The sequence below is a fragment of the Paraburkholderia sp. RHO2 genome (assembly GCF_050955445.1).
Classification (GTDB): Bacteria; Actinomycetota; Actinomycetes; order Mycobacteriales; family Mycobacteriaceae; genus Prescottella; species Prescottella agglutinans_A.
In genome coordinates, this window is the sequence record NZ_CP162617.1 from 3,771,089 (window position 1) to 3,792,585 (window position 21,497).

The 21,497-nt window shown below is 71.0% G+C and carries 17 protein-coding genes; 9 read left to right on the forward strand and 8 right to left on the reverse strand.

Annotated elements, in window-relative coordinates; all coding sequences use genetic code 11:
- The first annotated feature begins 149 nt into the window (after positions 1–149).
- The gene (locus ABTV10_RS17595) at positions 150–791 is read left to right on the forward strand and encodes a PPA1309 family protein (RefSeq protein ID WP_499028890.1); all 642 of its coding nucleotides are present in this window, start codon (positions 150–152) and stop codon (positions 789–791) included.
- 3 nt (positions 792–794) lie between these two features.
- Here ABTV10_RS17595 and ABTV10_RS17600 read toward each other — a convergent pair whose 3' ends face one another.
- Positions 795–1,832, reverse strand: coding sequence for a YlbL family protein (locus ABTV10_RS17600; protein ID WP_499028892.1), 1,038 nt, complete (start codon positions 1,830–1,832; stop codon positions 795–797).
- Positions 1,833–1,944: 112 nt separating this feature from the next.
- On the opposite strand from ABTV10_RS17600, the gene ABTV10_RS17605 reads away from it, so the two are divergent.
- Both ABTV10_RS17605 and ABTV10_RS17610 read left to right on the forward strand, forming a co-directional pair.
- Positions 1,945–3,366, forward strand: coding sequence for a zinc-dependent metalloprotease (locus ABTV10_RS17605; protein WP_499028894.1), 1,422 nt, complete (start codon positions 1,945–1,947; stop codon positions 3,364–3,366).
- 198 nt (positions 3,367–3,564) lie between these two features.
- Positions 3,565–3,978 carry a DUF6630 family protein gene (locus ABTV10_RS17610; RefSeq protein ID WP_499035209.1) on the forward strand — a complete coding sequence of 138 codons (414 nt, stop codon included), beginning with the start codon at positions 3,565–3,567 and terminating at the stop codon, positions 3,976–3,978.
- Here the strand turns inward: ABTV10_RS17610 and ABTV10_RS17615 are convergent.
- Positions 3,975–4,586: a M48 metallopeptidase family protein gene (locus tag ABTV10_RS17615; RefSeq protein ID WP_499028896.1), complete on the reverse strand. Its 612-nt coding sequence runs from the start codon at positions 4,584–4,586 to the stop codon at positions 3,975–3,977. The genes ABTV10_RS17610 and ABTV10_RS17615 overlap by 4 nt on opposite strands.
- 158 nt (positions 4,587–4,744) lie before the next feature.
- Between ABTV10_RS17615 and ABTV10_RS17620 the strand changes: the two genes are divergently transcribed.
- The 3 genes from ABTV10_RS17620 (at position 4,745) to ABTV10_RS17630 (ending at position 7,859) form a co-directional block, all read left to right on the forward strand.
- On the forward strand, positions 4,745–5,638 hold the full coding sequence (locus ABTV10_RS17620) for a hypothetical protein (RefSeq protein WP_499028898.1): 894 nt from the start codon (positions 4,745–4,747) through the stop codon (positions 5,636–5,638).
- Between the two features lie 7 nt (positions 5,639–5,645).
- The gene (locus ABTV10_RS17625) at positions 5,646–6,998 is read left to right on the forward strand and encodes an ABC1 kinase family protein (protein ID WP_499028900.1); all 1,353 of its coding nucleotides are present in this window, start codon (positions 5,646–5,648) and stop codon (positions 6,996–6,998) included.
- Between the two features lie 222 nt (positions 6,999–7,220).
- Complete coding sequence (locus ABTV10_RS17630; protein ID WP_499028902.1) at positions 7,221–7,859, forward strand: DUF2510 domain-containing protein; 639 nt, start codon at positions 7,221–7,223, stop codon at positions 7,857–7,859.
- Between the two features lie 267 nt (positions 7,860–8,126).
- Here ABTV10_RS17630 and ABTV10_RS17635 read toward each other — a convergent pair whose 3' ends face one another.
- Together ABTV10_RS17635 and ABTV10_RS17640 are read right to left on the reverse strand one after the other, a co-directional pair.
- Positions 8,127–8,462 carry a WhiB family transcriptional regulator gene (locus ABTV10_RS17635; protein ID WP_499028903.1) on the reverse strand — a complete coding sequence of 112 codons (336 nt, stop codon included), beginning with the start codon at positions 8,460–8,462 and terminating at the stop codon, positions 8,127–8,129.
- Between the two features lie 527 nt (positions 8,463–8,989).
- On the reverse strand, positions 8,990–11,152 hold the full coding sequence (locus ABTV10_RS17640; RefSeq protein WP_499028905.1) for an ATP-dependent DNA helicase UvrD2: 2,163 nt from the start codon (positions 11,150–11,152) through the stop codon (positions 8,990–8,992).
- A 107-nt stretch (positions 11,153–11,259) separates the two neighbouring features.
- Between ABTV10_RS17640 and ABTV10_RS17645 the strand changes: the two genes are divergently transcribed.
- Positions 11,260–11,511, forward strand: a complete 252-nt coding sequence (locus tag ABTV10_RS17645) for a mycoredoxin (RefSeq protein ID WP_499028908.1) — start codon at positions 11,260–11,262, stop codon at positions 11,509–11,511.
- Here ABTV10_RS17645 and nudC read toward each other — a convergent pair whose 3' ends face one another.
- From nudC to ABTV10_RS17665, 4 genes are all read right to left on the reverse strand, one after another.
- Entirely contained in the window at positions 11,512–12,429 is a 918-nt protein-coding gene (gene nudC, locus ABTV10_RS17650; protein ID WP_499028910.1) for an NAD(+) diphosphatase, read from the reverse strand.
- A 41-nt stretch (positions 12,430–12,470) separates the two neighbouring features.
- Positions 12,471–13,445, reverse strand: a complete 975-nt coding sequence (locus tag ABTV10_RS17655) for a potassium channel family protein (protein WP_499028912.1) — start codon at positions 13,443–13,445, stop codon at positions 12,471–12,473.
- A gap of 206 nt (positions 13,446–13,651) precedes the next feature.
- Positions 13,652–17,044, reverse strand: coding sequence for an ATP-dependent helicase (locus tag ABTV10_RS17660; RefSeq protein ID WP_499028914.1), 3,393 nt, complete (start codon positions 17,042–17,044; stop codon positions 13,652–13,654).
- A complete protein-coding gene (locus ABTV10_RS17665) occupies positions 17,041–20,358 on the reverse strand; it encodes an ATP-dependent helicase (RefSeq protein WP_499028916.1) in 3,318 nt (1,105 codons plus the stop codon). The genes ABTV10_RS17660 and ABTV10_RS17665 overlap by 4 nt, the downstream gene beginning before the upstream one ends.
- Before the next feature lie 56 nt (positions 20,359–20,414).
- Here ABTV10_RS17665 and ABTV10_RS17670 point away from each other — a divergent pair, with 56 nt between their 5' ends.
- Both ABTV10_RS17670 and ABTV10_RS17675 read left to right on the forward strand, forming a co-directional pair.
- On the forward strand, positions 20,415–21,191 hold the full coding sequence (locus tag ABTV10_RS17670; RefSeq protein ID WP_499028918.1) for an alpha/beta fold hydrolase: 777 nt from the start codon (positions 20,415–20,417) through the stop codon (positions 21,189–21,191).
- Between the two features lie 8 nt (positions 21,192–21,199).
- Entirely contained in the window at positions 21,200–21,496 is a 297-nt protein-coding gene (locus tag ABTV10_RS17675; RefSeq protein ID WP_499028921.1) for an MGMT family protein, read from the forward strand.
- Position 21,497: the final 1 nt, after the last annotated feature.

The window sequence follows — 21,497 nt, forward strand, 5'->3', positions numbered from 1 at the left end:
CAATCCGGCGACGCCTTCGCGCCGCAGCCAATGCACCGTCCAGCGTCACGTGAGAGTGACCGTTTCGTCCTACTCTACGTAACGAGCGGACGTCGGGAGTGCCACGACCGACGAGTACCGGTGCGACCCCCTGGTGCAAGGATAAGTACGTGATCGATAGCGATGGCGTGTTCCGCGGGGATGACCCGTTCAGCGGCAACCCGAACGTGAGCCTGTCCGACGAGTCCCTGCGCCGATGTGTGCACGAAGTGATCGACTTCGTCGACGCCGGTGGATGGGGTCAACCTCCCACGATGTTCGCGATCGTCCCGACCGCACTGGTCGCCGCGGCCGATCCGTCCCTCCTCGATCAGCTGGACGACGGCGCCGAACTCACACCGATCGAACAGGGCGCCCTACCCGACGACGTCGAGGGCGGCTCCCCCGCCCTCGACGAGTTCCTCGCCACCACCAGCTGGCCGTCCGAGGTGGTCGGCTGCGCGCTGGTGCAGGAGATCGTGGTCCTGCCGCCGGAGGCCGAATCCGACCTCGACGACGCGCTTGCCCCGCTGCTCTCCGACCGGCACGCGGCCGACGAGGCTGCGCGCGCGGCCGCCGAGGAACACCCCGAGCGCCGGGAGGCACGGCTGATCGCGGCGGTGCTGCGGGACGGACCCTCGATCGCGCTGCTGCAGCTCCGCCCCACCGACAACGACGATCCGTTCGCCGGCATCGAGCTGCGCACCTACGACAACCTCGCGCCCGGCGTCGTCGCCGCGCTGTACGCGACGCTCGACGCCGACGAGGAGTAGCGCCTAGCAGCTGGGTGCGGTGCCGCCGGAGTTGATGGTGGTGAGGGCGTCGACCGCACCACCGAGGGTCTCGACCTTCACCAGGTCGAGGCCGCCCGGCTGGTTCGCCTTGGCCTCGTCGCAGTTCTTCGCGGGGACCAGGAACGTGGTCGCGCCCGCCTCCTGCGCGGCGATCATCTTGTACGGAATGCCGCCGATAGGCCCCACGTCACCGTCCGGGTCGATCGTGCCGGTGCCCGCGACGAAGTCGCCGCCGTTGATCTCGCCGGGGCTGAGCTTGTCGACCACCGCGAGGCTGAACATCAGGCCGGCCGACGGACCACCGATGTCGGCGAGGTTGAAGTCGATCGTGAACGGCACGTTCGGCACCTGCTTGGCGTTGACGCCGAGGTAGCCCTTGTTCGCCTCGTCCGAGCCGTCGGTGTCCGGGCGGGAACCGAGCGTGATCGGGGCGGTCGACTCGACGCCGTCCCGCTGGTACGTGACCTGCACGGTGGTGCCGGGAGCCGTCGCACCGACCACGTCCTGCAGACCGGTCAGCGTGTCCACCGGGGTTCCGTCGATCCGCAGCAGCAGGTCCCCGTCCTTCAGCACCGATGCGGCCGGACCGTCGGCGCTGACGGTGGTCAGTTCGAGGGCCACCGGCAGCCCGAGATAACGCAGAGCCGCCAGTTCGGCGCTGTTCTCGGACTTCTCGAACTGGGCGGTGTTCTCCTCCTGCACCTCGTCCTTCGACTTCTGCGGCGGATACACCTCCTCGCGGGGCACCAGGCCCTGCCGGCCGCTCGCCCACAGCCCGAGGGCGTCGAACAGCGTCAGCTTGTCGCGCACCGCGACCGTCGTCATGTTGAGATTGCCGCTCGTCGGATCGACCGGGGTGCCGTCGATCTCCACGACGGGCTTGCCGTCGACCTCGCCGAGGGTGTTGAACGTGGGACCGGGACCGAGCGCTACGAAGGGCACGCGGACCGTCGTCCCGAGGACTCCGAGCACCACGACCGGGGCCAACGCTGCCAGCAGGGTCACCATCCGTCGGTTCACCAGGCCCAGGATAGAGCGCCGACCGGGGTGCTCCCCGTCCCCCTACCGGGTGTTCGCCGTCAGCGTGATCTCCGCACGGGCCACGGGCCGTCTCGCCTTGTACCGTTGAACTATGAGCGATCTGCCCTTTGGTTTCTCCAACTCCGACGACGACCCGGACCACAAGAAGGACTCGGGCGGCGAACAGGGCGGGGGGCAAGGCGCCGGTCAGCCGTTCGGCTTCGATCCCAACGCGTTCGGCCTCGGCGCCGCGGGTGGTGCGGGCTTCGACCCGGCGGCACTCGGACAGATGCTCACCCAGTTCGGCCAGATGCTGAGCGGCATGGGCAACGCGATGGGCCAGGGCGGCCAGTCCGGCCCCGTCAACTACGACGTGGCGAAGAACCTCGCCCGGCAGCAGATCGGTTCGGTGACCCCGATCACCGAGGGCACCGCGTCCGCGGTCGCGGACGCCGCCCGGCTCGCTGAGCTGTGGCTCGACGGCGCGACGACGCTCCCCGCCGGCGCCACCCGCACGCTCGCCTGGACCCCCAACGACTGGCTCGACGGCACGCTCGACACGTGGAAGCGCCTGTGCGACCCCGTCGCCCAGCAGGTGTCCGGCATGTGGGTGGAGGGCCTGCCCGAGGAAGCCCGCAGCATGATCGGCCCGATGGCGGGCATGCTCACCCAGATGGGCGGTCTCACGTTCGGCTCCCAGCTCGGCCAGGCCCTCGGCCAGCTGTCGAAGGAGGTCCTCACCTCCACCGACATCGGGCTGCCGCTCGGCCCCGCCGGGACCGCCGCGCTGCTGCCCGCCGCGATCGAGGCGTTCAGCGAGGGACTCGAGCAGCCGCACCGCGAGGTGCTCGTGTTCATTGCGGCCCGCGAGGCCGCCTACCAGCGCCTCTACAGCCACGTACCGTGGCTGCGCCAGCGACTGCTGTCCACCGTCGAGGACTATGCACGCGGTATCAAGATGGACTTCTCCGCGATCGAGGAGGCGGCACAGGGTCTCGACCCGTCGGCGCTGACCGACCCGTCGCAGATCGAGAAGATCCTGCAGCAGGGCGCGTTCGAACCGCAGACCACACCCGAGCAGAAGCAGGCGCTCGAGCGACTCGAGACGATGCTCGCGCTGGTCGAGGGCTGGGTGGAGACCGTCGTCTCGGAGGCGCTCGGCGAGCGGCTTCCCGGTGTCGCGGCCCTCACCGAGACGCTGCGACGTCGTCGCGCCACCGGCGGACCCGCTGAGCAGACCTTCGCCACCCTCGTCGGACTTGAACTGCGGCCGCGCAAGGTCCGCGAGGCCGCGCAGTTGTGGCGCCGGCTCACCACCGACACCGGCGTCGACGTCCGCGACGGCGTGTGGGCGCACCCCGACCTGCTGCCCGACTCCTCGGATCTCGACAGCCCGGCCGCGTTCGTCGACCGCATCCTGGGCGGCGACGACTCGGGCACGTTCCACGACCCGATCGCGCAGCTCGAGCAGACCGAGGCCCGCGAACGCGAAGAGAAGAACCGCGAGAGCGGCAACGACGAGGGTGACGCCTAGAGCCTGTCTGACAATGGTCGAGTCCAGGTGTGGGGCGTTCAAGACCACGGCGGCGCGGTGGACGATCACGAGGTTTGCCGGCCAGGCCCGGACTCGGTTCGGTGGGTGGCGACGATTGTCGTGTTGGTTGCGTGAAGTTTCCTTTGCGCAGCCGCCGGCGGCTCGGATGCCCATACGTATGCTGACCGCGTGAGCGATATGGCGTACTTTCTTTCGCCGGCTGAGCTGGGGATCCTGCCCGATGTGGACGATGTGGTGGATGCGTTGATCCAGGACGGGATTCTCTTGCCGGTCGACTGGTCCGGCGAGGAGTGGCCCGGACAGATATCGCAGTTCGTGGCGCGTCGGGTGGAAGCTTTCGGGAAGGACCGCGCGGTTGTCGCTGCCGTCGAGTCCGCCGCCAGGGAAGCGGCCGGGGCCGACCTCGAGCGCGGTGAACACGTGCCGGCGATCCTGCGCGCAGTGGATGGCGCACTGGCCGGAGCGGGGTTGGCGCTCGGCGAACTGCAGTCCGGCGACGACACCTATCGTGTCGGCGTCATGTGCCGCACGACGGAGTCGAGTCTGGCATGGGGCCTGGATCGGCCTTCTCCAGAGTGGGAGCTCATCTAGCCGGTAGAGGTCCGGTCGTCGTCGGCGGCGGCACAGTCGTCGACGACGTCGAGCAGCGCCGGATGCCGCGTCACCACGGAGTAGGCCTCCAGGTAGCCCATCGCCCGCTCCGTCTTCGGATAGCGTCGCACCTCCCGCCAGAAGCGGTCGTTGTGACCGCCGGCGACGTACAGGTGCACGAGTTCGTGGACCAGCACGTAGTCCAGCACGTACGACGGCACCGTCCGCAGCAGTTCGCTGACCCGGATGGTGCCGTCGTTCGGCGTGCAGGACGCCCAGCGGGTCCGCATCGACGGCACCCAGCGCACCGATACCGGTGCGGCAGCACCGCCGAGCCACCGCGCCGACAGCCTGGCGGCCCGCTCGGCGAGTTCGACGTCGCTGCGTTCGGCGGCGGCCGCGGCCCGGCGGTCCGCGCGCTCGAGCTTCCCGATCATCTCGGCGACCAGGTCGGCCTCCGCGGCCTTCGACAGACCGGCCGGCATCAGCACGACCACCCTGTCGCCCTCGCGGCGCGCGCTGACGGTGCGCCGGCGCCGCGCGCTGCGGCGGATCTCCACGTCGGGGCGCCCGAGATGGCCACTGTCGGAGGTTCCGGAGCCAGTCACGGACCCCCACGCTAGCGGCCCGCTCCGACGGCGCCGGACCCGGATTTCCGACGAATCCGCGCAGCGACCCGAAACCGCACGTCACACGGCACCCGGGCCTGTGGACAACCCCGTCCGGCGGGCGTCCGCGACGCTCGCGAGGTGCGATGGTCGACGACATGACCCAGTCATCCGCCCGGCGCGTCCACCGCCCCGCGCTCGATCCGCGCCGCCCCGTCGTGGTCCGGCCCAGCGGCCGCGTCCAGATCGGCTGGGATCCGGACACGGCCCTGATGCTCACGCCGCCGGCCGGCGTGGACGCCGACGCGCTCGCGTCGGTCCTACAGCTGCTCGACGGCCGGATGTCCCGCCCCGCCGTGGTGTGGCGGGCCGTCGCCCACGGCATCACTCCCACCGACATGTCGACGCTGCTGAGCGAACTCGACGAGGCCGGGTTGCTGCGGCCGGCGGCGGCAATGCCGGATCCGATGCCGGTCATCCGCATCCACGGCCGCGGACCACTCGCCGACGCGATCGCCGCCGGTCTCGTCGGTGCGCCGGTGCGGGTCACGCGGTCCACCCACTTCACCGCCGACACCGACGTCACGCGGTGGAACTGTCTGTGCGTGCTCCTCACCGACGACCTCGTCGCGGATCCGCGCCTGGTCGACGCGTTGTTCACCGCGGGAACACCGCACCTGCAGGTCCGGCTGCGCGACGGCCGCGGCGTCGTCGGACCGCTCGTGTTGCCCGGTCGCACCAGCTGCCTGCGGTGCGCCGATCTGACCCGATGCGCGGCGGACGACGAGTGGCCGCACGTGGCCGCGCAACTGCTCGGTCGGGTGGGCCATGCCGGCCCGGCCACCATCATGGCCACCGCGGCGGTCGCGCTGGGGCAGCTCGAGAAGGTGCTGTCCGGGGTGGCGCGACCGGCACCCGCCAGCCTCGACGCGACGCTGGAACTCGACCTGGACACGCACCGTCTCGCGGTCCGGCCGTGGCCCCGCAACCCACGGTGTGGATGCTCACGATCGACGATGTTCTTGGACGAACCCGCAGATCTTCCGCCATGATGGTTTGGTGTCCGAAATTCCCCGCCGAAGCACTGCCCGCACCGCCAAGCTCGCGAGCATTCCGCTGGGCATCGCCGGGCGGGCCGCGATGGGGTTCGGCCGGAAACTCGCCGGCGGCGACAGGGACGCGATCGACGCGCAGTTGACGTCGAAGGCCGCCGAACAGTTGTTCACCGTGCTCGGTGAGCTCAAGGGCGGCGCGATGAAGCTCGGGCAGGCGCTCAGCGTGATGGAGGCCGCGATACCCGAGGAGTTCGCCGAACCGTACCGGGAGGCGTTGACCAAGCTGCAGGCCGAGGCGCCCCCGCTCCCCGCGAAGGCCGTGCATCGGGTGCTCGACCAACAACTCGGCACCAAATGGCGGACCCGGTTCGCCGAGTTCGACGACATCCCCACTGCGTCCGCCAGCATCGGGCAGGTGCACCGCGCCGTGTGGGCCGACGGCCGCGAGGTCGCGGTCAAGGTGCAGTACCCCGGCGCCGACGAGGCCCTGCGGGCCGACCTGAAGACGCTGTCGCGGTTCGCCGGCATGTTCGCGTCCGTGATGCCGGGCACCGACATCAAGCCGATCCTCGACGAGCTCAGCGCGCGGACCGAGGAGGAATTGGACTACCGCATCGAGGCCGACAACCAGCGCGCGTTCGCGAAGGCCTTCGAGGGCGATGCACGGTTCGTGGTGCCACGCGTCGTGGCGAGCGCACCCAAGGTCGTCGTCACCGAATGGATGTCGGCGACGCCGCTGTCGGCGATCATCGCCGGCGGTACCCCCGAGCAACGCAACACCGCCGGCGCCCTGCTCGCGGAGTTCCACTTCGTCTCCCCCGCCCGCGTCGGGCTGCTGCACTGCGATCCGCACCCGGGCAACTTCATGCTCCACGACGACGGTCGCCTCGGGATCATCGACTTCGGCGCCGCCGCCCCGATGCCGGACGGGCTGCCGCCGGTGCTGGGCCGGATGGTCCGACTGAGCCTCGAGGAGCGGTTCGACGAGCTCGCGGAACTGTTGCGCGCCAACGGTTTCGTGCTGCCCGGCCGCACGGTCACCGATCAGGAGATCGCCGACTACCTGCGTCCGTTCACCGACCCCATCCGCACCGAGTCGTTCCACTTCACCCGAGCGTGGCTGCAGAAGGCCGCCGGGACGGCGACCGACTTGTCGGGTACCCATTTCCGGACGGCGCGTGCGCTCAACCTGCCACCCGAGTACCTCATGATCTTCCGTGTGCTCCTCGGGTCAGTTGGCATCTGCGCCCAGCTCGACGCCTACGCGCCGTACATGGCCATTCTCACGAGGTGGCTGCCCGGATTCTCGGACGAGTCCGCCGGCGCCGTGGATCTCGAGAGCCTCGACGGCGCATAGGAACGGCGCCCATCTGCGGATTATCACGATTCAGCGACATTCAGGAATAGCGGGCATTAGAGTCGGGTCGCTCGACTGAGTAAACCGTTGCAACGCGTTCCGTGAAGACAAATGCCTGTTCATCTTTGCATGAGTAATACTGTTCCACGCCGGGCAGGTTGCAGGAACGCAGGGGGACTGTCTCGCGACGACAATAGCGTCGCGAGCAGAGAGGACCAAAACATGTCCAACGAGACAACAACAGCTACTCCTGGCTGGTATCCATCGCCAGAAGGCGGGCAGAGATATTGGGACGGAAAGCAATGGCTCGATCTCCCCGAGCCTTCAACGGTATCGCCGGACGACGGAAGCTCCCGCGCCGCATCGAAGTTAGAGGCGGTCAAGCGCTTTCTGAAGCGACCAATCGCGCTCACCATCCTCGGCGTGGTCGTTCTCAGCGGCCTTGGAGTGGCGATCGCTATCAAGATGTCCCACGACTCGAAGGTCGAAGAGGAACGTCAAGTGGCCGCAGCTGCGGCACAAGAAGAAGCCGATCGTGCAGCCGCAGCAGCGGCCGCACAGAAGAAGACAGACGATGGCGAGCGCACCAAACGAGCACTGACCGTGGTCCAACTCGAAGGCAGTGTAAAGACCCTCGCTGAAGAACACGTTTCGAAGTCGATACTCGATGGCCCGATTCTTGATGTGTCGTGCTCTCCAGTCGGTGGAGGCTCGACAGATGACCTGACCGAAACCACGACAGTGTTCGAGTGCTTCGCCGCCAACGAAGACGCCGGCGATGGCAAGATGCGGGGCTACAAGTACCACGCGACCGTCAATTGGACTGCGGGAACCTATACGTATGGCCTCGGTGCCCCCTGACATCACAGTTCATTGTGGCGGTACTCGCTCAAGGCTCCGGTGTAGGTGCGGCTGAGCAGGTCGGTCCGACGAGGCCTTTCTGTGCCTTGGTCGGTTCCTGTGTCCTGTTCGACCGACCACCCGCAGAACGCTTCTGATCGACTGGATGTCTAGGTTCTCGTCGGCGAGGAACCCGCATTCGCCGTCGTATGCCGTTGCTGCGCAGGCCCCTTGCGGGCTCCCGGTGGTTGGAGAGCCCGCAAGGGGATTGATGCGGCGCCGCCGCTGCTATACACACACCAGCGTCTTCTGTTGCTCCGGGTTCTTCCGGGGTCGGCCTCGCGGCCGCTTGCGGGCGATGACGACGCCCTGGTCGAAGATCTCGCCGCCCCACACACCCCACGGCTCCGCGCGGTCGAGGGCCGCGTTCAGGCACCGGCTGCGGACCGGGCATCCACCGCACAGGGTCTTGGCGCGTTCGAGGTCGGCCGGGGTCTCGGCGAACCACAGGTCGGGGTTGTCGTCGACCCGGCAGGGCAGCTCCCGGCGTGCCGAGCGGACGACTCCCAGTCCGTTGGAAACGGTGTGGTTCGTGGTTCGTACTCGGCATGTCACGGTAGACACGTCTTCTCCTTGTCGTTTCGAGCGATCGGCTCGGGGCTCGTGCGGGTTTTCGGGTTTCGGACGAACCGTGGTCGGCGGCTCGGATCCGAACTCGAAACGATGAGCTCGAAACACGAAGGCCACGGTTCGCGATTGCGATCCGTGGCCTCGGGAGGACGGGCGGAGTGTTACCGAGAGATGACTCGGTGTCGGCTCCTGGCCACGGATGCGCGGGCTGCTGCCGGTGCTGCTGCTGCGCGCTGACGGATTGCGTGCGGTGCTGTCGCCGCGACGCTCGCGGCGGCCACTTCGGCCGCAGGGAGGTATGCGCATGCGAACGCGGGCACCGACACGTGTGCCGCAGTTGCGTTCCAACCGTTCATCGTTGCCACCTCCCTTTCACGTCGTCACGGACCCCGTCTCCGGGGCTCCGTGTGCTGGACACGGTCACCGCACACGAGTTTCCCCGTGGCGTGCTGTCCAGGGTATGGGACCCGAACAGACCGAGCAAGTTATTTTTGACCTGCGGTTTTACCGCCGAGCGCCCGTCACGTCAGATCCAGTGCCGGCGCCGAACGGTCACCGCGGACCACCGCGAGGACGTCGGCGCCGTACTGCTCGAGCTTCTTCGGACCGATCCCCGGGATCGCCACGAGCGCCCGCTCGTCCTGCGGTTGCTGCTCCGCGATCGCGGTCAACGTGTTGTCGCTGAACACCACGTACGCGGGCACCTTCATCTCCCGGGACTTCTCCCGACGCCACTCCTTGAGCGCCTCGAACAGTTCGATGTCGAGGTTCGACGGGCACTGCTCGCAGCGGCCGAGCATGGTCGCCGTCGATCCCATCAGCTGCTTGCCGCACATCCGGCACCGCGGACGCTGCCGCTTGGACTGCGCGGGCTTCGCGATACGCGACGCCGGGGAGTCGTCCGGGATCAGCCCGTTCAGGAATCGGGACCGGCGCCGGGACCGGCGTCCGCCCTCGTTGCGGGCCAACGCCCACGACAACGCCAGGTGCTCGCGGGCGCGGGTGACGCCGACGTAGAGCAGGCGTCGTTCCTCCTCGATCCCGGCCTCGTCGCCGGGCGAGTTGGCATCGCCGAGCACGTGCGCGATCGGCAGCGTCCCCTCGGTGAGGCCGACGAGGAACACCGCGTCCCACTCGAGGCCCTTCGCGGCGTGCAGTGACGCGAGCGTGACGCCCTGCACGACCGGTGGGTGCCGCGCCTCGGACCTCGCGGCCAGTTCGTTCAGCAGCCCGCCCAGCGTCAGATTCGAGTCGTGCGCCAGCAGTTCCTCGGTGAGGGCGACCAGCGCGGTGAGCGAGCCCCACCGCTCGCGTGCCTGCGCACCGGCGGGCTCGGTGTCCGTGAGCCCCAACGGAACCAGCACCGCGCGCACGAGTGTGACCAGGGCGCTGCCGGTGTCGGCGCCGTCGGGCAGGTCGTCGCGACCGGCGACCTGACGGAGCGCGGTGATGGCCTGCCGGACCTCCTGACGCGTGAAGAAGCCCTCGCCGCCGCGCACCTGGTACGGGATGCCCGCCTCGGTCAGCGCCTGCTCGTGCACCTCGGACTGTGCGTTGATGCGGTACAGCACCGCGATCTCGGCCGGTTCGACCCCGTCATCGATCAGCTTCTTGATCTGCTTGGCGACGGCCGCGGCCTCCGCGGGCTCGTCGTCGTACTCGGCGAACGTCGGCTCGGGTCCGGGCGGCCGCTGACCGATCAGCTGCAGCCTGGTGCCGGCGATACGACCGCGGGCGGCGCCGATGACCCGGTTGGCCAGCGACACGACCTCCGGGGTGGACCGGTAGTCGCGCTCGAGCCGGACGACGGTCGCGTCCGGGAACCGGCGCGAGAAGTCCAGCAGGTACTTCGGGGTGGCGCCGGTGAACGAATAGATGGTCTGGTTGGCGTCACCGACGACGGTGAGATCGTCGCGGTCGCCGAGCCACGAGTCGAGCACCCGCTGCTGCAGCGGCGTCACGTCCTGGTACTCGTCGACGACGAAGCAGCGGTAGCGGTCCCGGAACTCCTCCGCGACCGCCGCGTTGTCCTCGAGCGCGATCGCGGTGTGCAGCAGCAGGTCGTCGAAGTCGAGCAGGATGCCGTCGCCGCCGCGCGTCTTGAGGGTCTCGTAACCGGTGTAGACGGCGGCGACCTGCGCGGCGTCGGCGGGGATGTCCCGGCGGGCACGCGCGGCAGCGGCCGGGTAGTCCTCGGGCGCGACGAGGGAGCCCTTGGCCCACTCGATCTCACTCGCGAGGTCGCGGATGCTCTCCGTGCTGGTCGACAGGCCCAGCCGTCCGGCAGCCTGCCCGACGAGCGCGAACTTGCGGTCGAGCAGGCGCCACTCGGTGTCCCCGATCACCTGCGGCCAGAAGTACTTGAGCTGCCGCAGCGCGGCGGCGTGGAAGGTTCGGGCCTGTACCTGCGGGCCACCGCCTCCGATGCCGAGGCCGCGGAGCCGTCCCCGCATCTCGCCGGCGGCGCGGGCCGTGAACGTGACCGCCAGCACCTGCCCCGCCGAGACGTGACCGTTCGCGACGAGGTGCGCGATGCGGCGCGTGATGGTCCGGGTCTTACCGGTCCCGGCGCCGGCGAGCACGCAGACCGGCCCGCGCGGGGCGAGGACCGCGGCAGACTGCTGCGGATCCAATCCCTCGTCGGGCCGGGTTCCAGTGTTCTCCGGGGTGGCATCCACTGACATGCCGTCCATACTCTCAGGGCCCACCGACACCAGCTGCTGCGCCCGTCGCGGGTGTGACGTGTGCCCGTTCGGGAACAGTCCGGACCGATCGTGGTGTTATAGGCGCCGTGACTACCGAAGCTCCTGCCCTGACCATGTATTCGACCACCTGGTGCGGCTACTGCCGTCGACTCAAGAAGCAGCTCGACGAGAACGGCATCTCGTACGTCGAGATCGACATCGAGCACGATCCCGCGTCCGCCGAATTCGTCGGCAGTGTCAACGGCGGCAACCACGTCGTGCCCACCGTCAAGTACGCGGACGGCAGCACCGCCACCAACCCGACGCTCGCTCAGGTCAAGCAGGCGCTCGGCGTCTAGTCAGTCGGCCTTCGCCCAGGACTCGACCATCACCCGCGCGATGGAGATCGAGCCGGGCAGCAACAGCTCGGCATCCGACGACGTGGTCCAGTCGCCCGCGCCGAGCGCTGCACGTACCTGATCGCGGGTGAACCAGTGGGCCTCGGCGATCTCGCCGTCCGCGAACTCGAGCGCGGCGGCGGGGTCGCCGACGGCCGCGAAGCCGAGCATGATCGACCGCGGGAACGGCCACGGCTGGCTGCCCAGGTATCGAACGTCGGAGACGTCCACGCCCACTTCTTCGCGGATCTCCCGCACCACGCACGTCTCGAGCGACTCCCCCGCCTCCACGAAGCCGGCCAGCACCGAGAACATCCGCGGCGGCCACGACGGCTGACGCGCCAGCAGCACCCGGTCGCCGCCGTCGTGCACCAGGCAGATCACCGCCGGGTCGGTCCGCGGGAACTCCTCGTGCCCGGTGGTCGTGCTGATCCGCGACCATCCCGACATGGTCTGTTCGGTCGGGGCGCCGTCGATGGCACTGAACCCGGCGTGGTCGTGCCAGTTCAGCAGCGCCACCGCCGTCGTCACCAGGCCCGCACTCGCCTCGTCGAGTCGGTGGCCGAGCATGCGCAGATCGCCCAGTTCCCCGGTCATCGCCGGCACCCGGACCGCCCACACGTGACGCTCGCCGCGCAACCCGAGGAACACCGCCCCGGACACCGGCTCCGCACCGAGCGACGTCGCCGGTTCGAGGACCAGTTCGCGATCGGTGACGCGGAACTGCCCGCGGTGGTTGACCCGCAGCAGCAACGCGTCGGCCCATCCGGCTCGCAATGCGTCCGTGTCCGAACGCAATTGCTCGGCACGGTCGACGGCGGCACGCGACAGCAGAGGCGTTTCGGTCAGCGTGAATACGGGCGCTGTGAAGTCGGACACGGAACGACCCTACTGCGGTGGCCGGGCAGCGGCGCGGACGGTCAGTTGCTGACGCGCTTGATGTACAGCAGGAGGTCGTCGGCCTCGACGGCGTCGACCTCCGGCGAGCCCACCCGCAGGAGCCGGCCGTCGCGCACCACGCCGAGGACGATGTCCGACAGGTGGCGCGGCGAGCCGCCGACCTCCTCCGGCTCGACCTCGCGTTCGGCGATGGCGAAGCCCGCCTCGGGGGTGAGCAGGTCCTCGATCATCTCGACGACGCTCGGCGTGGTCCGCGCGATGCCGAGCAGCCGGCCCGCGGTCTCCGACGAGACGACGACGGAGTCGGCGCCGGACTGGCGCAGCAGGTGCGAGTTGTCGGTCTCGCGGATCGCGGCGACGATCTTCGCCTTGGGTGCGAGCTCGCGCGCGGTGAGCGTCACCAGCACCGCCGTGTCGTCCCGGTTGGCGGCGACGATGATCGACGCCGCGTTCTGCACGCCCGCCAGGCGCAGCACGTCCGACTTGGTCGCCGATCCGAGCACGGTGACCAGGCCCAGGCTCGCGGCCGCGTCCAGCACCACCTGGTCGGTGTCGACGACGACGATGTCCGACGGCGAGATGCCGTCGCCGAGCATGGCGTCGACGGCGGTGCGCCCCTTGGTGCCGAATCCGACGACGACGGTGTGGTTGCGCACGCGATGCCTCCAGCGCTGAATCTTGAACGTCTGGCGGGAGCTCTCGGTGAGCGCCGAGAGGGTCGTACCGACCAGGACGATGAGGAAGAAGATCCGCAGCGGCGTGATGATCAGGACGTTGACCAACCGCGCCGTCGGGGTGATGGGGGTGATGTCGCCGTATCCCGTGGTGGACAGGGACACGGTGGCGTAGTAGATGCAGTCCAGCAGCGACAGCTGGTTCTCCTGCGCGTCCTTGTAGCCGTCCCGGTCGATGTAGACGACCACCACGGCGAGCGCGAGAGCGGCCAGCGCGTACGACACCCGCCGCGCGATCGCGCGGGCCGGGCTGGTCTGCATCTCCGGAACCTTGAGCACGCCGACGAGGGCGAAATCCGGCCGATCCGTCAGCGTGTCCGAATTCCGGAACCGCCCTCTCAACCTACCGGGCATTCACTTGTCCCTGTCTTCTTCTCGCGTGCAACATCGGATCGCAGCCTAGCCCCGGATTCGGAATTCGCGGAACGGCACGGGCAAACGGGACCGAACGGTGACCCCGGTCCCGGTCACACGTCCGGCTCGGCCTCGGCCCCCGCGTTGCGGATCAGCTGCGCGAGGCGCTCCGCGTCGGGCAGATCCGGTGGGGCGATGGTCCGCCCGGTGCGCACGTAGTGGAACGCCGCACGCACCTTGTCCAGCGGCGGCGCGACAGGGAGCCCGGAGACGTGCGACTGCCGCGCCGCCATCAGCTCCGCCCACGCCAGCCGGTAGGCCGCGAGCTGCATGACGACGGCCCGCTCGTTCGCGGCGGACGGCTCGGCACCGGTCTTCCAGTCGATGACGGTCCAGCCGCCGTCGGGGTCGGCGAACACGGCGTCGATCCGGCCGCGGAGCACGGTGCCGGCGACCGAGGTCTCGAACGGCACCTCGACCTCGACCGGGTTGCGGTCGGCCCACGGCGACCGCAGGAACGCGTCCTGCAGCAGGGCGAGTTCGGTCTCGGTGCCGACACCGGTGTCGGCGGCGCCGGGCAGCTCGTCGAAGTCCAGCAGCCGCGTCGCCCCGAACCGCTGCTCCACCCACGCGTGGAACGCGGTTCCGCGGCGCGCCAACGGGTTCGGCGGGAAAGGCAGCGGTCGACGCAGCCGCGCGGCCAGCTCGTCGGGATCGGCGGCCAGGTCCACCAGCTGACTCACCGACATCTGCGCGGGCAGCTCCACGTCGGTCGTCCCCGCCACCCGGGCGCTGCGTTCAGCCAGCAGCGCGTCCACGTCGGCCGCCCAGTCGTCCGGATCGTCCTCCGGCTCTTCGGCTTCGGAGGGGAGATCGTCGAGCGCCCCGAGCGCGTCGCGGACGAGCTGGGCACCACGCTCGACGTCGGGCCGGCGCCGCCCCAGCGGGTCGCGCGGCCACGCTGCCTCGCGCGGCCTGGCGGTGAGGGGGTTCTCGCTGCCGTCGTCGGGAGCGGGTGCCCACACGTCGATCACACCGAGCGGCGCGCCCTCCCACGTCGAGACCAGGTCGTGCAGCTCCAGGAGGAACGGCGACGGTCCCTTCGGTTTGGGGCCCGACTCGGTCCAGTGGTGACCGGAGACGAACAGCGCCCGTTCGGTGCGGGTGAGCGCGACGTAGAACAGCCGCCGGTCCTCGTCGAGCCGCCGGGTCGCCAGCGCCTTCTTGTGCGCGTCGACCTCGTTCTCGAGATCCTTGCGGTCGTACACGTTCTCGAGGTCGAGAACCGGGACACCGTCGGCGGATTCGTCGGAGAGGGCACGGTCGCCGCGCAGCGTCGGCGGCAGTTCGGCCACCGAACCGAGCCACGTGGCGGATGCCTGCGTCGACGGGAACACGCCCTCGGTGAGGTGCGGCACCGCCACGACCTCCCACTCGAGGCCCTTCGCCGAGTGCACCGTCAGCACCTGGACCCGGTCGGGCGCGACCTCGATCTCGCCCGGCGCCAGGCCGTTCTCGACGTGCTCGGCGGCCGCGAGGAACGACAGCAGGCCCGTCAGGGTCGCCGAGGTGCGGCTCGCGTATCCCGAGACGACGTCGGCGAACGCGTCGAGATGCTCGCGGCCGGCTCCGCCGACGTCGGACTGCCGGGTGCGGGCCTGCGCCTCGATTCCGATGCCGATCACCCGCTCGACCTCGGCCACCAGCTCCGTCAGCGGCTGTCCCAGCCGCTCGCGCAGTGACGCCAGTTCGGCCGCGAGCGCACAGATCCGAACGTATCCGGACTCCGAATAGCGCTGTGCCGGTCCGGGGTCGGCGAGCGCGTCGGCCAGGCCGGCCTGCTCGGAATGCTCCCCCGGCAAGGCACTGTCGAGCGCCTCGTCGAGTGCGGCGGCGTCGGTGACGGCGCCCGCCGTGCCGTGGCCCGACCGGATACCGAGGTCGCCGGCGCGCTTCCACAGCGCGCGCAGGTCGGCGGCACCGATCTGCCACCGGGCACCGGTGAGGACGCGGACCGCGGCACTGCCGGCCATGGGATCGGCGACCAGGCGCAGCATCGCGACGACGTCCGCGACCTCGGGCGTGTGCAGCAGACCGCCCAGGCCGACGACCTCCACCGCCAGTCCGCGGGCCCGCAATTCCTCGGCGATGGGCGCGGCATCGGCGTTGCGCCGCACCAGCACCGCCGCGGTGGGCGGCTTCCCGCCGTCGACGCGGGCCGCCTCGTACTGCTCGGCGATCCGGTCGGCCACCCAGGCGCGCTCGGACTCGACGGTGTCGTGCAGCGCCAGGCGGACGTCGCCCGGGACCGCGCCGGGCCGCGCCCGCAGCATGCTGACGTCGACGCCCCGGTCGCGCAGCGGGTCGGAGACCATGTTGGCCAGCTCGAGCGCCTCCGGCGGGTTGCGCCAGCTGGTGAGCAACTCGAGCTTGGGGGCCGGGGTGCCGTCGGCGAGCGGGAAGTCGGTGGCGAAGCGCGGCAGGTTGGCCGCCGAGGCGCCGCGCCAACCATAGATGGACTGCATGGGGTCACCGACGGCGGTGAGCGCGAGCCCGGCGTCCTCGCCGCCGCCGAACAGCGACGACAGCAGCACCCGCTGCGCGTGACCGGTGTCCTGGTATTCGTCGAGCAGCACCACGCGGAAGCGCGCGCGTTCGCTGCGGCCCACCTCCGGGTGCTCGGACGCCACCCGCGCCGCGAGCGACATCTGGCTGCCGAAGTCGAGCGCACCCTCGCGGCGCAGGGTGTCGGCCAGGCGCTGCACCAGCGGCAGCAGGTCGAGCCGCTGGTGCTGGACCTCCAGCAGGTCGAGCAGCTTCTTGGACGGCCCGCCCTTCTGCCTCGGGCCGGCGGGCAGCGTGTGGATCAGCTTGTCGAGTTCGGTGTGCGCCTCGCGCAGATCCTCGGGTTCGACGAGGTGCTCGGCGAGCTGCCCCGACAGCGCCAGCACCGACTCGGTGATCGACGCCGGGTTGCGGTCGGTGTCGAGGTCGCCGTCCCAGGCGCTCACCACCCGGTAGGCGAGCTGCCACAGCTCGGTCTCGGACAGCAGCGTCGCCGACGGCTCGATCGGCAGCAGCAGACCGTGCTCGGACAGCAGCCGTCCGGCGTACGAGTGGTAGGTGCTGACCTCGGGTTCGCTGCCGAGGATCCGGGCCCGCAGCCCCCCGCTGGGGTCGAGGTCGCGCACCAGCGACGACCCGGCGAGCGTGGCGAGGCGCTTCCGGATCCGGGCGGTGAGCTGCTGCGCGGCCTTGCGTGTGAACGTCAGGCCGAGGACCTGTTCGGGAGCGACGAGCCCGTTGGCGACCAGCCACACCACGCGGGCCGCCATCGTCTCCGTCTTGCCCGCGCCCGCACCGGCCACGACGAGTGTGGGCCCGACAGGTGCCTCGATGACCGCGGCCTGCTCGGCCGTCGGCGCGAACTTCTGCCCCAGCGCCTCGGCCAGCTCGGCGGGGCCGACCCGGCGCCGGCCCTCCGGCGTGCTCACTGCTGAATTCACTCGGCGGTCACCTGCCGTCCCTCGTCGTGTGCCGGGCAACTCGAGAGCACCGGACAGTGCCGGCAGCCGTCGTTGACCCGCGCCGTGAACGTCGGCCCCTGCGTCGCCGCGGCCGCGTCGTGGATCACGTTCTCCCACAGCCCGACTCCCTCGTCGTCGAGCGCGAGCTGCACCCGCTGCGTCGCGCCCTCCTTGGTGTGCGGCTTGGCGACGAACACCAGCCGCGCCCCGCCCGGCGTCGACGCCGGCTCGCCCTCGATCAGGCCCCGCGCCGCCGCGACCTGGTAGGCCGCGAGCTGCGCGTGTTCCTGCGCCTGTTCCTTCGTCACCGCGTTCTTGGCGGTCTTGACGTCGATGATCACGGGGCGACCCTCGGTGTCGCGCTCGAGGCGGTCGATGCGGCCGCGGATGCGCACCGTCGCGTCGCCCTCGGCCCGTGGCTCGAGCACGCCGTCGACCGCGACCTCGACGCCGATCTCGGTGAGTTCGGACCGCGTGCCGCGCAGCCAGTTCGCGAAGGTGTCGAGCATGCCGCGGGTGCGTTCGAGTTCGCGCCGCGAATACCACTCGGATCCCAGGTCCACCGAGTCCCACGCCGTCTCCAGCGCGTGGTCGACCTGATCGGGCGGGATGTGCCCGGCGAGGGCCTGCACCAGCGTGTGCACGAGCGTGCCGGCGATCGCGTGCGTGTTGTCCCCGTCGCTGCCGCCGTGCCGTTCGAGCATCCAGCGCAGCGGGCAGTTGTTGATGAGCTCGATGGTCGACGGCGACAGCGGCACGGGTCCGTCTTCCGGATCCCACAGCGCCGCATCCGAACTCGGCTCGGCAATGCCGTACCACTGGTCCGGGTGCGCGCCCCGGACGCCGGCGTCCGCCAGCCGCGCCAACTGGTGCGCGGCCCGGCGCTGCCGCTCCGGGTCGGAGGCGGGGACGTCCGGGTCGCACACGACGCTGCGCAGTTCCGCGACCAGTGCGGGCAGCGCCAGCACGCGCGGGTTCTCGTCCTGGACCGGCGCGACGTCGGTGTCGTCGGCGTCGGACTCGTCGGCCCCGAGTAGGTCGTCGACGAATCGCGAGCGGACCAGATCGGTGTCCCCGCTCGACGAGTCCACGGCCGTCACCAGCAGCGACGACTGCGCTCGGCTGCACGCGACGAGGAACAGTCGGCGTTCCTCGGCGAGCAACGGCGCCGTCCTCGACAACGTCTTGTCGACGTGCCCCACCCCGCTGGTGAGGTCGATGAGTTCCTCGGTGCCGAGCAGGGTTCCCCGGGCGCCGAGGCTCGGCCACAGGCCCTCCTGCACGCCCACCACCGCGACCACCCGCCACTGCCGGCCCGCGGCCGAGTGGGCGCTCAGGATCGTGACGGTCTCCTGCGCTGCCACGGCGCGGGCGCGGGCGGTGCCCGGGATCTCCTGCTCCACCAGGTAGTCCACGAATCCCGACAGCTGGGCGCGGGGCAGTCGGTCGACGTAGTCGGCGGCGGCGTCGAACAGGGCGACGACGGCGTCGAGGTCACGATCGGCCTGCGCACCGATCGGCCCACCGAACGCCGACGCGGCCGCCCAGCGCCGCTCGAGACCGGTCGCCTGCCAGGCCGCCCACAGCACCTCCTCGATGCCGCGCCCGCGGTCCAGCGGCACGCGCGCCCGGCGCAACACCTTGAGCACCTTTCGCAGGGCGAGGGATTCGACGTCGGTGAGGCCGGGCAGCAGGTGTGCGACCCCGTCGGCGTCGGGGCCGTCGACGAGAAGCGCCCGCAGCAGCTCTGCCGAGTCCCGGTCGCCGCCCGACGCGAGCTCCGCGCGGCGCAGGCCGCGGCGCAGTCGCCGCAGGCTCACCGGGTCGGCCCCGCCGATCGGCCCCGACAGCAGCGCGAGTGCGTCCTCGCCGGTGAACTCGCCGCCGGAGAGCGCCCGCAGCACCGCCAGCAGACCAGCGACACCGTGCTGCTTCGCGAGGGGCAGCTCACTCGCCGCCGTCGTGACCGGGACCCCCGCGGCGAGCAGCGCCCGGCGCAGCGGCGGCAGCACCCGCGGCACCGAGCGCGCGACGATCGCCATCTCGGACCACGGCACGCCGTCGATCAGGTGGGCGCGCCGCAGCGTGTCCGCGACGAGCGCGGCCTCCTTGGCAGGCGAGGTGAGCACCCGCACCACGGACCGGCCGCGCGCGTCGTCGTCCGGCACCGGCACGCTCGCCCCGCGGTGCGGCGGATTGCCGGGCAGCCGCGCCGCCACCCGCGCCGCGGTGGCCGCGACGTCGGGCGCCGACCGGAAGTTCGTGTCGAGGACCACCTGCGCCGGGTCGTCGCGGTCGGCCAGCTCGGTGAGGAACCGCGCGTCGGCTCCCCGGAACGCGAAGATCGACTGGTCGGGGTCGCCCGCGACCGCGGTCATCGCGGTGCCCGTCCCGATCAGCCGGACCAGCTGCGCGGCCTGCGGATCGAGGTGCTGCGCGTCGTCGACCAGCAGGTGCCGCACCCGGGCCCGCTCCCGGTGCAACAGGTCCGGGTCGGTCGCGAACGCGGTGAGCGCGGCGCTGATCAGTTCGGCGGCGTCGAGGGCGGGCGCGGTGGCCTCGGGCGCCTCCATACCGACCGACCCGCGCAGCAGCATGCCCTGCTCGTAGTGCATCGCGAAGCGGCCGGCCGCCACCCACTCGGGCTTGTCGTGCGCGTGCCCGAGTTCCATCAGGTCCTCGGGCCCGAGCCCGCGCTCGTTGGCCCGCAGCATGAGGTTGCGCAATTCCACCGCGAACCCCGTCATGCCGAGGGCCGGCCGCAACCGTTCGGGCCACGTCGCGGCGCCGTCGGCGATGTCGCCGCGCAGCAGCTCGCGCAGCACCGAGTCCTGCTCGGAGCCGGTGATCAATCGCGGCGGCGGGTTGCCGTGCGCGGCGGCCTGCAGGCGCAGCACCGCGAACGCGTACGAGTGCACCGTGCGCACGAGCGGCTCCCTGGTCGCCCGCGGACGCCCGTCGGGGCCGGACGCGGCTTCCGCGGCGAGCAGGCTCGAGGTGATCTGCTCGCGCACGGCGTTGGCCGCGCGCCGCGACTGCGTCAGCACCAGCACCGATTCCGGGTCGGCTCCGGCGGTGATCCGGGCCACCGCGGCGTCCACGATCAGCGACGTCTTGCCGGTCCCGGGGCCGCCGAGGATCTGCCACGGGTGCCAGCCGCGGCCGGGAGGCGCGCCGGTCAGCACCCGTGCCGGGCCGGGCGCCCACGTCCGCGCGGCCGGCTCCGCGACCGTGCGGCCCACGAGGCGCGCGGACGGAGCCGACGGCCTGGTGCGTGCGCCGGAATCGGTCATGCGAAGAATCTCACCAGACGCGTCCGACACCGATCGCATCCGGCATCATGAACGCCATGCGCGGTCTCCACACCTACCTGTTCGGCACCCCCGGGGCACCCGAGGTGCTCGCCCTCCACGGACTCACGGGGCACGGCCGACGGTGGGAGGCCCTCGGCTCGGACCAACTGAGCGACACCCGCGTCATCGCCCCCGACCTGCGCGGTCACGGCCGGTCGCCGTGGACCCCGCCGTGGGGCCTCGACACGCACGTCGGCGACCTCGTCGAGGTGCTCGACGAGCACGCCACCGGCCCGGTCGTCGTGGTGGCCCACTCGTACGGCGGCGCGATCGCGCTGCACCTCGCCCAGGCCGTGCCCGACCGGATTCGCGGCATCGTCCTGCTCGACCCGGCCATCGGCCTCGACCCGGAGACCATGGGCCGGATCGCCGGACTGGTCGCCGCGCACCCCGACTACACCGACGCCGCGGAGGCCCGCTCCGAGAAGGTGCACGGGGCGTGGGCGGACGTTCCGGCCGACGTCCTCGACGCCGACCTCGCCGAGCACCTGATCGACCTCGACAACGGCCGCGTCGGCTGGCGCATGTCGATCCCGGCCGTCGTCGCGTCCTGGGGCGAGATGGCGCGTGACTTCGTCCTCCCCCCGAAGGGCATCCCGACCGTGCTCGTGCAGGCGCTGCGGGTGCAGCCGCCGTACGTCACGGCGGAGTTCCGCGCCGCGCTGGCCGAGCACCTCGGCCCCGACCTCACGATCGCCGACCTGGACTGCGACCACATGGTCGCGCACGCCAAGCCCGACGACGTCGCGACGTACGTCCGCAAGCTCCTGTAGGCGCAGCCGTGGCGGCCACCACCGAGGAACAGATCGAGCGCGTCCGGGAACTGGTCGCGTCGATCCCACCGGGCCGTGTGGCCACCTACGGCGACATCGCCTCCGCGGCAGGACTGTCCAGCCCCCGCACCGTCGGGTGGATCATGCGCACCGACGCCGCCGACCTGCCATGGCACCGGGTGCTGGGCGCGTCGGGTCGGCCCGCTCCGCACCTGGCGCACCGACAGCTGGCGAAGCTCGAACTCGAGGGTGTGCCGATCCGCGACGGGCGGGTGGATCTCGCGGCGGCGCGCCACCGGTTCTGAG